Annotated in this window: 15 protein-coding genes; all 15 read left to right on the top strand. The window is 40.5% G+C overall.

Going from position 1 to position 13,257, the window contains the following annotated elements:
* Positions 1-686 precede the first annotated feature (686 nt).
* The 15 genes from QNM18_RS25955 to QNM18_RS26025 are packed head-to-tail and all read left to right on the top strand — an operon-like array spanning position 687 to position 13,251.
* The gene (locus QNM18_RS25955; protein ID WP_284138831.1) at positions 687-1,412 is read left to right on the top strand and encodes a beta-ketoacyl synthase chain length factor; all 726 of its coding nucleotides are present in this window, start codon (positions 687-689) and stop codon (positions 1,410-1,412) included.
* Positions 1,409-2,185, top strand: coding sequence for a lysophospholipid acyltransferase family protein (locus QNM18_RS25960; RefSeq protein WP_211012645.1), 777 nt, complete (start codon positions 1,409-1,411; stop codon positions 2,183-2,185). Before QNM18_RS25955 ends, QNM18_RS25960 begins: the two co-directional genes overlap by 4 nt.
* A complete protein-coding gene (locus tag QNM18_RS25965) occupies positions 2,178-2,444 on the top strand; it encodes a phosphopantetheine-binding protein (protein WP_211012646.1) in 267 nt (88 codons plus the stop codon). The genes QNM18_RS25960 and QNM18_RS25965 overlap by 8 nt, the downstream gene beginning before the upstream one ends.
* Positions 2,445-2,446: 2 nt before the next feature.
* A complete protein-coding gene (locus QNM18_RS25970) occupies positions 2,447-2,695 on the top strand; it encodes an acyl carrier protein (RefSeq protein WP_211012647.1) in 249 nt (82 codons plus the stop codon).
* A gap of 5 nt (positions 2,696-2,700) precedes the next feature.
* Positions 2,701-3,255, top strand: a complete 555-nt coding sequence (locus tag QNM18_RS25975; protein ID WP_211012648.1) for a COG4648 family protein — start codon at positions 2,701-2,703, stop codon at positions 3,253-3,255.
* The gene (locus tag QNM18_RS25980; RefSeq protein WP_284138832.1) at positions 3,248-4,612 is read left to right on the top strand and encodes an AMP-binding protein; all 1,365 of its coding nucleotides are present in this window, start codon (positions 3,248-3,250) and stop codon (positions 4,610-4,612) included. Before QNM18_RS25975 ends, QNM18_RS25980 begins: the two co-directional genes overlap by 8 nt.
* Positions 4,605-4,961, top strand: a complete 357-nt coding sequence (locus QNM18_RS25985; protein ID WP_211012650.1) for an ApeI family dehydratase — start codon at positions 4,605-4,607, stop codon at positions 4,959-4,961. The genes QNM18_RS25980 and QNM18_RS25985 overlap by 8 nt, the downstream gene beginning before the upstream one ends.
* Positions 4,962-5,705 carry a glycosyltransferase family 2 protein gene (locus QNM18_RS25990; protein ID WP_284138833.1) on the top strand — a complete coding sequence of 248 codons (744 nt, stop codon included), beginning with the start codon at positions 4,962-4,964 and terminating at the stop codon, positions 5,703-5,705. It begins immediately after the preceding gene.
* 2 nt (positions 5,706-5,707) lie between these two features.
* A complete protein-coding gene (locus tag QNM18_RS25995) occupies positions 5,708-6,667 on the top strand; it encodes an LpxL/LpxP family acyltransferase (RefSeq protein WP_211012652.1) in 960 nt (319 codons plus the stop codon).
* Positions 6,668-8,212, top strand: coding sequence for an HAL/PAL/TAL family ammonia-lyase (locus QNM18_RS26000; RefSeq protein WP_284138834.1), 1,545 nt, complete (start codon positions 6,668-6,670; stop codon positions 8,210-8,212).
* A complete protein-coding gene (locus QNM18_RS26005) occupies positions 8,202-8,633 on the top strand; it encodes an acyl-CoA thioesterase (protein ID WP_284138835.1) in 432 nt (143 codons plus the stop codon). Before QNM18_RS26000 ends, QNM18_RS26005 begins: the two co-directional genes overlap by 11 nt.
* Positions 8,630-9,184, top strand: a complete 555-nt coding sequence (locus tag QNM18_RS26010; RefSeq protein WP_284138836.1) for a LolA family protein — start codon at positions 8,630-8,632, stop codon at positions 9,182-9,184. The genes QNM18_RS26005 and QNM18_RS26010 overlap by 4 nt, the downstream gene beginning before the upstream one ends.
* A gap of 22 nt (positions 9,185-9,206) precedes the next feature.
* Entirely contained in the window at positions 9,207-11,453 is a 2,247-nt protein-coding gene (locus tag QNM18_RS26015; RefSeq protein WP_284138837.1) for an MMPL family transporter, read from the top strand.
* Positions 11,450-12,688, top strand: coding sequence for an NAD(P)/FAD-dependent oxidoreductase (locus QNM18_RS26020; protein WP_211012657.1), 1,239 nt, complete (start codon positions 11,450-11,452; stop codon positions 12,686-12,688). Before QNM18_RS26015 ends, QNM18_RS26020 begins: the two co-directional genes overlap by 4 nt.
* Complete coding sequence (locus tag QNM18_RS26025; RefSeq protein WP_284138838.1) at positions 12,676-13,251, top strand: DUF3261 domain-containing protein; 576 nt, start codon at positions 12,676-12,678, stop codon at positions 13,249-13,251. The genes QNM18_RS26020 and QNM18_RS26025 overlap by 13 nt, the downstream gene beginning before the upstream one ends.
* Positions 13,252-13,257 lie beyond the last annotated feature (6 nt).

Genomic DNA, 13,257 nt, shown 5'->3' on the forward strand with positions numbered 1-13,257 from the left:
TCATTTCACCTTGCGCAAAAAGAGCGCTCTCACTTCGTTCGCTGTCGCTAACCTTTTGCACGATAAGCGCAAGGTGAGGGGAGCAACCTTCACAGTGTTAATTCTTTACTCCTTTTAAATATAGTCCCTCATCAGCGGTCAAAACGGCTCGTTTCACCTTGCGCGAAAAGAATGCCAGCGCTTCGCGCTGTGTCATAAACCTTTCGCACGATATTCACCTTGCGCAAAAGAACCGTACTCACTTCGTTCGCTGTCGCTAACCTTTTGCACAATAGACCCTGAAGCAAGTTCAGGGTGACGAGAAGGGGGCTTGCAGAAATAGCGGCCTTAGCAACTGTAAAATTAGTTCATTTCACCTTGCACAAATTACTTACCCAATCCACACCGGTTTATCTTCTTATTGTGTTTTATGCAATGTATAGAGCGGAAACTTTAAAATGCTTTGATATTAAGGAAAATTCAACAGCTGTTGAAAAGCGCTGTCCACTTGTTTTTGATGATGGTTTATATGAATAAAATCATATTTATAGAGGGTAAAAAGCACAATCTGTATGATTGTAAATGGATGTAACATTGAGCGGCAGATTGTTCTTTTTTTGATAGAATGTTTGTTGGTTTTGATGTATTATCCCCGCCTTGTGAACAGTGGGGCTGTTCAGATATGAAGTATTTAAGTGGAGCGTCAGATGCAGTTTGAATTAGCAATCGACGATTATTTTTTTCTTACTCCTGCGACGATAGGGACTATCGAGCTCAAGCAATTGCTTGGTGATCTTAAGCCTATGCAAAAAAGGCGTTTAAGTCATTATGCCAAATTAGCCATGGGAAGTTTGTTACAATTAGAAGAAACTTCCTTTGACTGCAATGAAGGTCAAGGTACTCCTGTGTGTGAGTTGGTATTTGCGAGTAGGCATGGTGATTTTCATAAAACCAGTGAATTGCTCGATACATTAGCTTCTAAACAAGAGATATCTCCAACAGCTTTTAGTCTGTCAGTACACAATGCGGTATCTGGTCTTTACTCAATTTTTAAAAATAAAAAAATTCCAATAACGGCTATTTCTGCTGGCAGAGACACTTTTTTATCTGCACTAATAGAAGCATATATACGGATCCATACTAAACGTTTGGATAAGGTTATTCTTATTTACGTGGACCAACCGCTTCCGGATCACTATCAGTGTTTTGCTGATGAAAATCAGCAAGGACATGCAGCTGCACTGGTGCTATCTGCAAATTCAAATAGGGCTGAAGGCAAGGTAAGGTTGTCATTCGACAATACAACAGATGCAGAAACAAGTGCTGAACAAAATACTAATCATTGCCTTATGTTTTGTGAGTGGTTTACATCTGCTGAATCACATCTTGTGCTGTCAAACCAAAGAGCAAACTGGGTTGTTAAAAAGTTATGATTAAACGTATGAGTTACCTACGTCGATTAATTTTGACTGGTGCATCATTTACTCTTTTTGGGGTTGGTGGTATTTTTCTGTCGTTTGTGGTTTTCCCTATTCAGGCATTACTTTATCGCAATGCAGAAAAACGCAAGCAAGTTGCCAGATATAGCGTACACCTCGGTTTTAAATTTTTCCTAAAAGTGATGATGGCATTCGGGTTGTGTAAAGTTGAAGCCGACATCGGAAAGAAACTACAAAATTTAGAGGGAAGTATCATCTTGGCCAATCATCCTTCATTGATTGACGTTGTTGTACTTATCTCTATGGTTCCAAATGCAGATTGTGTAGTGAAAGCACATTTACTAAAAAACCCATTTATGCGCAGAGTTATATTGGGTACTGGCTATATCAGTAACAGTGAGCCAGAGCTGTTGATCACAGACTGCCAGAGCTCTCTTAAACAGGGCAACAATCTAATCATCTTCCCTGAAGGTACGAGAACAAATAAAGATAGCAAACTCGATAGTTTCCAGCGAGGTGCTGCAAATATCGCCCTACGTTGTAATGCTTCACTGACCTTATTAAAAATTCAGGTAACGCCCACGACATTAACTAAAAAAGAAAAGTGGTACCAGATCCCAGAACAGAAAGTTAAATTCTCTCTAACGGAGCTAAATAGAGAGTTATGTATCAAAAAGTACAATCATACTTCCCTGAGCGTAGCTTCTAGAGCAATGACTAAAGATCTGTGGAATATGTATGAACAGGAGTTAAATATAAATGGCTGATGAAAACTTAAAGGCTGTGGTAAAGAAGCTAATAATCGATAGTCTCGATTTAGAAGATATCACACCTGAAGAAATTGTTGATGATGAACCTCTATTCATAGACGGTTTAGGGCTAGATAGTATAGATGCGCTTGAACTTGGACTAGCCGTTAAAAAGCAGTTCGGCGTTAAGATAGATGCAAACAGTGAAGATACAAAGCAGCACTTTGCGTCTGTTAATAGTTTATGTGATTTTATTTCGAGTAATACCGAAGGTTAAAAATGAGTTCTAGAGAAGATTTATTTAAGAAGCTAAGCGAAATTTTGGTTGAAGAATTTGAAATTGAAGAGGACTCAATCAAGCCCGATGCTAATCTTTACGATGAATTGGATTTAGACAGCATCGATGCTGTCGATTTAGTCGTGAAATTACGTGAAATGACGGGTAAGAAAATTGACCCTGAAGCATTCAAGCAAGTTAGAACAGTGAATGACGTAATTGACGAAATGGAAAAGCTATTAAGTAAGTAAGTCACTTGAAAGTTTTTGTTGGAATCATTCTCGCGATTGTAACCCTTGGTTATCCGATAATTGTTTATCAGGGGTTGAAGCACTTTGATTTTCAAGCGTTGGCGCTGTTTCTGGCAAGTGTTCTTACAGTAAAGTTAGTTCTGCAACGTAGAGCGACCTCGAAAGTATTCAATTATATTTTGGGGGTCGGGATTAGCTTCTTAGTTCTGTCATCTGTATTGAATTTACAGGTTGGAATGCTGCTTTACCCAGTCGTGATTAATGCTTGCATGTTGTTTGTATTTGGTGCGTCATTGAAATGGAAACCTTGCATCATTGAACGCTTGGCGAGGATCCGCGAACCTGATTTACCCCCTAAGGGTGTTCAATACACAGAAAAAGTAACCAAGGTATGGTGTGCTTTTTTTGTGATTAATATGCTAGTTTCTTTGTATACTGCCCTATTAGCCCCCATAGAAGTATGGACTTTATACAATGGCTTAATTGCGTACATTGCTATGGGCTTGCTGTTTTTAGGCGAGTGGTTGGTTAGAATTAAAGTCAGAAAACACCATGAATGATCTTTCCCATCTTAAACTCGCTAAGTTTTCCTTTGTGCTGGACACTGGGGAAGTTAAAACAGCTGAGTCTTTTTGGCATGACAGTTATCTTTATAGTAAAAAGCTGGGCGCAGCAATAAATAAATTAGGTATAAGAGCAACACCTAAGGCCGTTTTATTCGATAGTGATCCATATACCTTTGGCTATAAGTTATTTGCATTGCTTGCACGCGGATGTGAAATTGCACTGCCGAATAATCAACAACCCAGTACACTGGAAGATGCTGTTTCAGTTGCGGATGTTGTATGTGGAAGTGCATTTTTAGGTGTTAAGGAAACCTCGACTTGGATAGACGGCATGTCCGAAGTTGAGCTGGGTGAGCAACAAGACGAAGTTTATTGGCCAACAACCGGCACGATCGTCTTTTTTACGTCAGGTTCTACTGGCAAAAGTAAGCAAATTAGAAAAGCCTGGCAGTCTTTGCAACTGGAATTAGATATACTAGCATCGACATTTGAGTTGTCACCAGTGAGGGAGTTTGTTTCCACTGTACCTCATTATCATATTTACGGCTTGCTGTTTAGGTTGCTATTACCTATGAAATTGGGCGTGAAAATTCACCCCACAAAGGAATACCCTGAGCATGTACTACCCCTGCTAAAAACGGCTGAAAAAAATCAATTTGCGATGATTTCGAGTCCGGCATTTTTAAAACGCTTATGCAATGACAATGTACTTGCATCTAACGCTCATGCCTTCAATTGTATATTTTCTTCTGGTGGTGAGTTAAAAAGCGAAATTGCAACTAAGCTGTATTCGCAGATGCAGCTTCCCATAAGAGAGATATATGGAAGTACTGAATCTGGCGGAATTGCGCATCGACAACAAACTCAGGTGTCCGATTCTGTTTGGACGCTGTTTGAAGGGATGTCGATATCCGTAAATCCTGATAGTCAACAGTTAGTACTCTCTTCTCCATATTTAAACTTTGAGCCTCTACTAATGGGCGACAAAGTAAAGGTTTGTTCAAACGGTCAATTTAAGTTACTAGGGCGTATCGATCGAACGGTAAAGATAGAAGAAAAACGCGTGAATTTAAGTGCTTTGGAACGCACTCTAGAGGAACATGCGTGGATACAGTCTAGCAAAGTGATTTTACTTGAAGGTAAGCGAAGTACATTAGCAGCCGTCGTGGTTTTGAACATTGGAAATGCAACCTTTGAATCGAAGCACCAGCTAAACCAGACTTTACGCCAACATCTTGCTAACAAGTTTGAATTGATATGTATACCCAAAAAATGGCGGTATGTGGAAGAGTTTCCTATAAACAACCAAGGAAAAACTACGGCAGCAGCATTGGAGAAGCTTTTTGAATAATCTAACTACCCATCCTGAGATGCTTAACGTCACAAAAGACGAGGACACGGTAACTTTATTACTGAATGTAACCGAAAATATCAGCTATTTTCAGGGACATTTTCCCGACGCGCCAATTTTGGCTGGCGTGGTACAACTCGATTGGGCCGTAAATTATGCTCGAGAGCATTTTGTACTGACTTCTGCTGAAGTGGAAGAGGTTCAGGTCTTAAAGTTTCAAAATGTCATTGTACCTAATAGCCTTATTACTCTGCGGTTGATACAAAAATCACCAACAAAAGTTGTTTTTGAGTATGAATCTGATAAGGGCAGTCACGCTTCAGGGCGCATTGTTTTTGAGGGGGCTTAGGTGAGTTATTGTTTCATTATACCTAACTACAATCATATTCATGGTTTTGTTGACCTTATCAGTCAGTTAAGTGAATACTCTCTGCCTATTATCATTGTGAATGACGCCAGTACAGAATCAATTAAATCTCAACTCGTAACAATCTCACAGCAATATCCGAAGGTGGTCTTATGTCATCATCGCTTTAATCAAGGAAAAGGTGGTGCTGTGCAAACAGGGTTAAATAAGGCAATTGAGTTAGGGTTTTCGCATGCACTTCAAGTTGATGCCGATGGTCAGCACAATTTGCAGGATATAGATACATTTTTATCTCTATCCAAAGCAAACCCTGAAGCGCTTATTTCAGGGTGTCCTGTATATGATGAATCAGTGCCTAAGCACCGCTATTATGCTCGTTATATCACTCATTTTTGGGTGTGTGTCGAAACCCTTTCTAAGGAGTTAAAAGATACCATGTGTGGTTATCGAGTATACCCTCTGACGGCGTACGACCAATTGGCGAGTGGCTCATCACTAGGTAAGAGAATGGATTTTGATATTGAAGTTATGGTCAAACTCTACTGGCAAAAAACACCATTTAAATTTGTGCCTACGAAAGTTCACTACCCAGAAAACGGCATTTCTCATTTCAAAGCGTTAGATGACAATATTAGAATATCTTGGATGCACACTCGTTTGTGTTTTGGCATGTTATGGAGAAGCCCAGAACTAGTGGCTCGTTTTTTTAGAAGAAGTTTTAACTAATTATGAGTGAAAAGCACTGGTCTCAAATTGGCGAGAGAGGTTCCCTTTTAGGGTTGCGCTTTTTACTAGGTGTTTATCAAATCCTAGGTAAGTATCCCCTTTGGTTATTCCTATTCCCCGTGGTTTTTTATTTCTATTTGACAGATAAAAATGGCAGGAATGCGTCCAAACAGTTTTTGTCGAAAGTAGCTGCGGATCAAGAGCAGGGTAAGATTTCTGACAGCCAGCTCTCTGTATTAAAACACTATTGCACATTTGCAGATGCCGCTTTTGATAAGTTAGATGCTTGGCTTGGCAATATTAGCAACAAGCAAATTATTTATAGCTGCCCAGAGGCGATGGAGAATATTGCAAGAAGCGGTAAAGGTGCCATTTTTATCGGCTCACACTTAGGCAATTTAGAAGTGTGTAGAGCGATGAACCAAGATCGCTACGGAACAAAAATAAATGTACTGGTATTCACTCAGCATGCAATTAAGTTTAATCAGTTGCTCAAAGATGTTGCCGATGATGTGGACCTTAATATGATCCAAGTATCAGATGTCGGTCCCGATACTGCTATGCTCCTAAAAGATAAAGTTGAACAGGGAGAAATAGTAGTCATTGTTGGGGATAGGACCAGTCAGTCGGTTGCGGGAAGAGTGATTTATTCGCCATTTCTAGGGCAGGATGCTCCTTTTTCTCAAGGGCCATTTATTTTGGCTGCGTTGCTAGAATGTCCAATATATTGGCTGTTTTGTTTCAAAGAGGGGCGTAATTTCAAAGTTTGTATCGAGCATGTTACTGACAAATTGAAATTACCCCGCAAGCAACGCCAAGAAGTGCTTTCTGAGCTAATTGCTTGTTATGCAAAAAGGCTTGAGCACTACGCTATAAAGTACCCATACCAATGGTTTAATTTTTACGATTTCTGGCAGCGGGATAATAATGCTCAACGTGTCAGCTCTAAAGAGGATAAATAAGTGAGTACAAGTACCATCACTTTTGGTAACAACAAACTTACCATACAAAACATAGTTGATATTGCCAAAGGCAGATCGGCAGTCGCATTGAGCGGCAATGAGCAATTTGCTGAGAAGATTGACTCTGCAGTTGCCTTTTTAGAGAGCTTGCTAGATGAGGAAGGTGTAATCTATGGTGTTACAACTGGGTATGGTGATTCGGTTACGGTTGATATTCCGTTAGATTTAGTGAATGAGCTACCATTACACTTAACTCGATTTCATGGCTGTGGGCTGGGAGATTATTTTGATGAACAGCAAGGTAAAGCGATTCTAGCAGCACGTTTGGCTTCTCTTTCTCAAGGCTTTTCTGGTGTCGATTGGCCTATGTTGAAGTTGCTTTGCGAATTTATTAATCAAGATGTGACTCCTCGCATTCCTCAGGAAGGTTCTGTTGGTGCAAGTGGTGATTTGACTCCGCTTTCATACATCGCTGGGGCTTTGGTTGGAGAGCGGGATGTCCTTTATAAAGGTGAAGTAAAAAATAGTAAAGTTGTGATGCAAGAGCTTGGCTTGAAGCCTATCTCGCTTAGGCCTAAAGAAGGTTTGGCCATAATGAATGGTACTGCAGTAATGACGGCCCTTGCTTGCCTTGCTCATGACCGAGCTAGGTATTTGAGCGAGCTTGCGACAAGAGTAACATCGTTGGCAAGCATTGCTTTGCAGGGGAATTCACATCATTTCGACGAAATTCTGTTTAGTGTGAAGCCTCATCAAGGGCAACAAAAGGTTGCCGCGCGGATTCGCTCAGACCTGCGTCATGTTGAGCATCCTAGAAATTCACCACGACTTCAGGACAGGTACTCTATTCGCTGTGCCCCTCATGTAATTGGCGTGTTAGAAGATAGCCTGCCATTTTTTGAAACTACCATAGAAAATGAACTTAATTCGGCAAACGACAATCCAATCATTGATGGCAGAGGCCAACACGTCTTGCATGGCGGTCATTTCTATGGTGGCCACATCGCAATGGTGATGGACTCATTAAAAACTGCCGTGGCTAATTTAGCTGATCTAGCAGATAGACAGCTAGCTTCTTTGGTTGATACTCGATATAACAATGGGTTGCCTTCCAATTTATCAGCCAGTAGTGAGGAGCGAAAGTATATCAATCATGGATTTAAGGCTGTACAAATTGGTGCATCAGCATATACAGCTGAAGCACTGAAGCTAACTATGCCTGCGAGTGTATTTTCCCGTTCAACAGAGTGCCACAACCAAGATAAAGTGAGTATGGGGACTATCTCAGCACGAGATGCTCTGAGAGTCTTGCAACTTACAGAACAAGTAATCGCCAGTACTTTACTTGCATCAGTTCAAGGGGTAAGGCTAAGGATTGCTCAGGGGCAGTTGAGTCGTGAAGATTTAGAGGACAATGTAGGAAAGATGTTCGATGACATTGATGCGTCATTCCCTTTATTGGTCGAAGACAGGCCATTAGAGCAAACGCTTAGAGAAACAATTGCATCGATCCAAGGACAAAAATGGGAGCTCTATGAGAAATAAAAAGGTATTGCTAGAAGCACGTGTCGAAATTGAAATTCCTTTTCACGACTGTGATCCGATGAATGTCGTTTGGCATGGCAACTATGCGCGTTATTTTGAAATAGCGCGTTGCAAGTTGTTAGACAAATTCAATTTTGGATATAACAACATGGAAAAGCTAGGTTATGTGTGGCCCATTATAGACATGCAAACTAAGTTTGTTGGCGCATGTGTTTTTGGTCAAAAAATCAGTGTGGTTGCTCAGCTGATTGAATATGAGACTCGGCTCAAAATCAATTATTTAATTACGGATGTTGAGACTGGTAGCAAATTGACCAAAGGGTCAACAACACAAGTGGCTGTGGATAAGGCGACAAATGAAATGCAGTTTGGTACGCCACAGAAATTAGTAGATAAATTAAAGGCTGCGATAGATACGTGATTAAAGCAATACTCACAATTTTAATGATGCTGCTTAGCTTGAACGCTTTTGGTCAGGCTTTGACAGCGCAACAAGCCACAGATAAGTTGAACCTGGTTGCCCCAAGTTTGCCTTTTTCGGGCACTTTTGAGCAGCTGAAGTACTTCAAGGTGTTGAAGCACCCTCTAAAGTCTCACGGAACGTTTGATGTAAATAAACAGCGTTTGTTATGGCAGACACTGGCACCAGTAAAAAGTGCAGTGCTCTACGAAAATGATATGCTTTACACCATAAATAGCCGCGGAGATAAAAAGCCAACACCTCAAGGAAGCGACATGTCTACATTGATATTTGCGCTTTTACAGGGAAAGTTTAAAGAATTGGAAAAGGTCTTTAATTTATCCACTGATAAACGTCGTAATTGTATTTCAATGACGCCCACCAGTGAGCCGTTGAGTATGGCTTTGAATAATGTTGTTTTATGTGGTCAGGGTGGAATAGATAAAATCGAACTCTTTGATAGCAAGAATAACAAGACAATTATTCACTTACAGTTTGCTTCTCAAAAATGACGAAATGAGTTTGTCGTAATCTATGTTATATCTGCCAAAAAAACAGTATTTGCCACTCGGCCTTACGCAGTTAATTGTTGCATTGTCACTACTGATTTATTTATTGCTTCAAGGGAAAGTAAACCTTGAAGCAGATATTCTCTCGCTATTGCCAAATGAGGATATTGAGTTTGTAAGTGAAGCAGAAAATGCATTTTTTCAACGTTACAAAAATAATGCAATAATCGCCTTTAGTGGGGAAGATGCCCTTACAGCTCACGATAAGGTGCAAAAATACTATGCGGATAAGGGGTGGTTGCATAGAAGTGTCGGTTTTCCAGAGCTAGATGCAGTCGCAGGACTGTACGGCTCCTATCATGGTTATTTATTAGATCAGGAAGCTCGTCAAGCCCTCAAAGGGGGAAGTTCGCTGGGTGAAGCTGCACTGGCTAAATTAAACAATGCATTTGATCCCTTGACGCCATTATTTTTCCCCTTAGATCCGACGCTGACAACCGCTGCGTTTGTACAAGCGGCTTTGATGCAACAAGCGAATAGCTTGGCCATTGAAGATGGCCGTTTAGTCGTTAATGACGACGCTAAGCATTATGTGTTAATGCTGTCTCTGCCGTTAGATGAATTAAACAGCATGGATGCAGTCACACAGCTAGTGCATGCGGTTAAAGACACACTTACGAATACTCAGTTTGTATATCCAAATCTTACCATTAGCTATTCTGGGATCCCATTTCACAGTGCAGAAAATATGCATCAGGCAAACAAAGAAATGCGTTGGTTGGGCGGGTTGAGTGCCTTTTTAATTGTATTAATCGTGTTGTGGTCTTTTAAGAGTATTCGCGCTTTGCTAGCTGTGTTGGTAACTCAATTGAATGCTGTGTGTTTTGGTTTATTGGCGTTGTCACTTTTGTATGACAGTACGCATGTCATCACTTTGGTTTTTTCAATTACGTTAATTGGCATTGCAATAGACTATAGCTTTCATGTGATGTCGACAGATCAAAAAGATGCAATGGCTTACAGCAAGGTGCGTAGTGCTGTTAAGTTAGGGTGTATTTCTACTGTAAGTGGTTATTGTGCATTTATGCTATTGCCTATGGAAGCACTAGAACAAGTGGGTATATTTATTGCGTTTGGATTGGTTGGTGCACTATGTAGTGCGTTATTTATCATCCCCTATTTGTTTTCTCAGTGTACTAGTCAATCTCGTTTGAACCAGCTTGGAGAGAGAGTTAGCGTTTTTTTAGATTCGGTAAGGCGTCCTACAACAGTAATAATTTCTTTGCTTGGTTTACTGTCCACCTTGTTTATCTTGACCAATAAACAAGTATTTAATGATGATATTGCGCTGCTTAACGCAAGTAGTGAAGCACTGAGAAAAAATGAAGCAATGCATCAGCAGTGGTTTTTTGGCACCCAAAGCCAGCGATTAATATTATGGGATTCAAATTTAGAGTTGTTATTAGAAAAAGAGGAAAAATTGATTGCTGCACTTAAGTCGCAATCGCCACACATCTCAGTTCAAGCATTGAGCAATTGGCTTCCTTCTAAATCTAGACAGCAGGAAAACCTTGTACTGTTGACTGAAGCATTAAGCCGTGGTGATTTTGACATTCTAGCTGGGCTGTTAGGCCAACCGATTGAAGTCGGCGCAACTTCAAATTTAACACTAGACGTTTTATTAAAGTCTGAACTAAGTGAATTATATTCCAGCCAATACCTCGAATTAAACGGTCAACACGCCAGTTTGATTTATGTCAATGGTGCTGAAACACAGTATATCGATACTGTGTTAAAAAACTTTGCAAAGGTTGCTCGAGTGGATAAAGCTGAACAACTTTCTCGAGTGCTATTTGAAATGCGGCATAGTTTACTGATTTGGTTTGCTATTGCGTTAAGTGTGTTCTTATTGGTGTTATGCGTGCGCTTTGATCTCGTATCTGCTGTCAAGAGTGGTATTTGGCTACTCTTATCATGTCTAATTGGATTAGCTGGCGCGCTACTGCTTCAGGGGAGCTTGAATTTATTTAATTTCTTAGCCTTGGTTTTATTAGTTGCGTTGGCCATAGATTATTTTATTTTTTACCTTAAATGTGGTCAGGAACGCAGTACAGCGCTGGCAATATCTCTGTCAGCCCTTTCATCAGTATTCGTATTTGGAATGCTGTCATTTAGTCAAACACCAGCCATTTATAGTTTTGGCTATACCATCATGATAGGTATTGTAAGTATTTATTTTGTAGCGCCTTTAGTTGTAAAGAGGAAAGCATGAATCGAGAAGTATCAGACGTAATAATTATTGGCGCAGGACCTGCTGGCGCTGCGGCCGGAGCGATGTTGGCGCGTAATGGCTATCAAGTCACAATCATAGAAAAACAACATTTCCCGCGATTTTCAATCGGCGAAAGCCTTTTGCCTCAATGTATGTCGTTTCTTAAAGAAGCTGGCCTTGAGCCTCTGATCCATGATGCAGCTGAGCAACTTGGCTTTCAGTATAAAGATGGCGCAACCTTCCAAAAGTTAGATAGTTATACCAGCTTTGATTTTGAAAAAAAATTCAGTGCAGGGCCGTTCGAAACATATCAAGTAAAACGCGCTGACTTTGACCATTTACTGGCAAAAGGAGCTGCACAATTTGGCGCTGATATTCGTTTCGGCCACACAGTAGAAAAGGTTGATGTGGAATCTGAAATGCCAATATTGGACGTACGCAATGAGCAAGGTGAATTGTATCAATTACAAGGCAAGTTTTTGTTAGATGCAAGTGGCTTTGCTAGAGTGTTGCCGCGTTTGCTCGATTTAGAAAGGCCTTCTTGTTTTCCCTCAAGAAAGTCGTTTTTCACACACATCAAAGACAACATTCAATGTGAACAATTTGATCGCAACAAAATTCTAATCACCGTTCATCCAGATTCACCAGATATTTGGTTGTGGTTAATTCCCTTTTCAGATGGCACGGCAAGTATAGGTGTAGTGGGCAAAGAAGCGCAATTTTGTGAAAACTTGTCCGAACGAGAGACGCTTAAAAAGTTTGTATACTCAGCACCCAATTTAGCGTATTTGCTGAAAAATGCTGAATGGCTTAATGATGTGAATAGCATTAAGGGCTACAGCGCTGATGTAACCCATTTATCCGGTAAAAATTATGCGTTGCTTGGTAACGCTGGGGAGTTTTTGGATCCGGTATTTTCTTCTGGCGTTACAATCGCATTAAAGTCGGCGAGTCTTATTTCACCTCTTGTTGTAAAGCACTTAGAGGGTGAGCATGTGGATTTTGAAAACGAATTCGAAGTGCCGCTGCGAAAAGGCGTAGATTGCTTTAAGACATTTGTTACCGCGTGGTACAGTGCTGAGTTTCAAGATATCATTTTTTATGATGAACAAGACCCATCTGTGAAAAGTATGATTTGTTCGATTTTGGCGGGCTATGCTTGGGATGAAAAGAATCCTTATGTAGCACAGAGTGAGCGCCGTTTGAAAGTGCTGGTGGATTTATGTCGCATGTAAGCTTATTGGTTAAGAGTTTTAGCTTAGTGCTCATGATCTCAATTGTGAGTGCATGTGCTTTAATTAAGGTTCATGAGCAAGGTACTGTTCACTTAACGGGGCATGTAACCATGTCTTTAGGATCTGTAGCTAAAGAGCTTCAAGGAAAGCATTTTGCCCAGTTACTGCAGTTTAAAGTCAACGATCAGGTTAATGAATTGATTGTGCAACTAGAGTTTAAACAGCGGGAAATGTCGATGGTTGCAATGACAACAACAGGTTTGCCTATTTTTGAACAGACTTTTCGCGATGATGGCACACATCACCTACATAGTTATATTGAGCTTCCAGAGGTGAAACCAGAATATGTCATTGCTGACATTCAATTGGTGCATTGGCCTATTGAGCTGCTTCAACAAAACCTACACGGTGCTAGAATTACCGAAGAATATGTGGGCAGCGAACTAAAGCGAGTTGTCTTGGTAGATGAGCGACCAATCATTGAAATCAGCAAGTCTCCTGAAAAAACCATCTATGTCAATTTAGAACGCAATTATAAAATAGAGCTTAGCGGCTTAGACTAATGAGTT

This window comes from Pseudoalteromonas obscura (assembly GCF_030135505.1).
GTDB lineage: Bacteria > Pseudomonadota > Gammaproteobacteria > Enterobacterales > Alteromonadaceae > Pseudoalteromonas > Pseudoalteromonas obscura.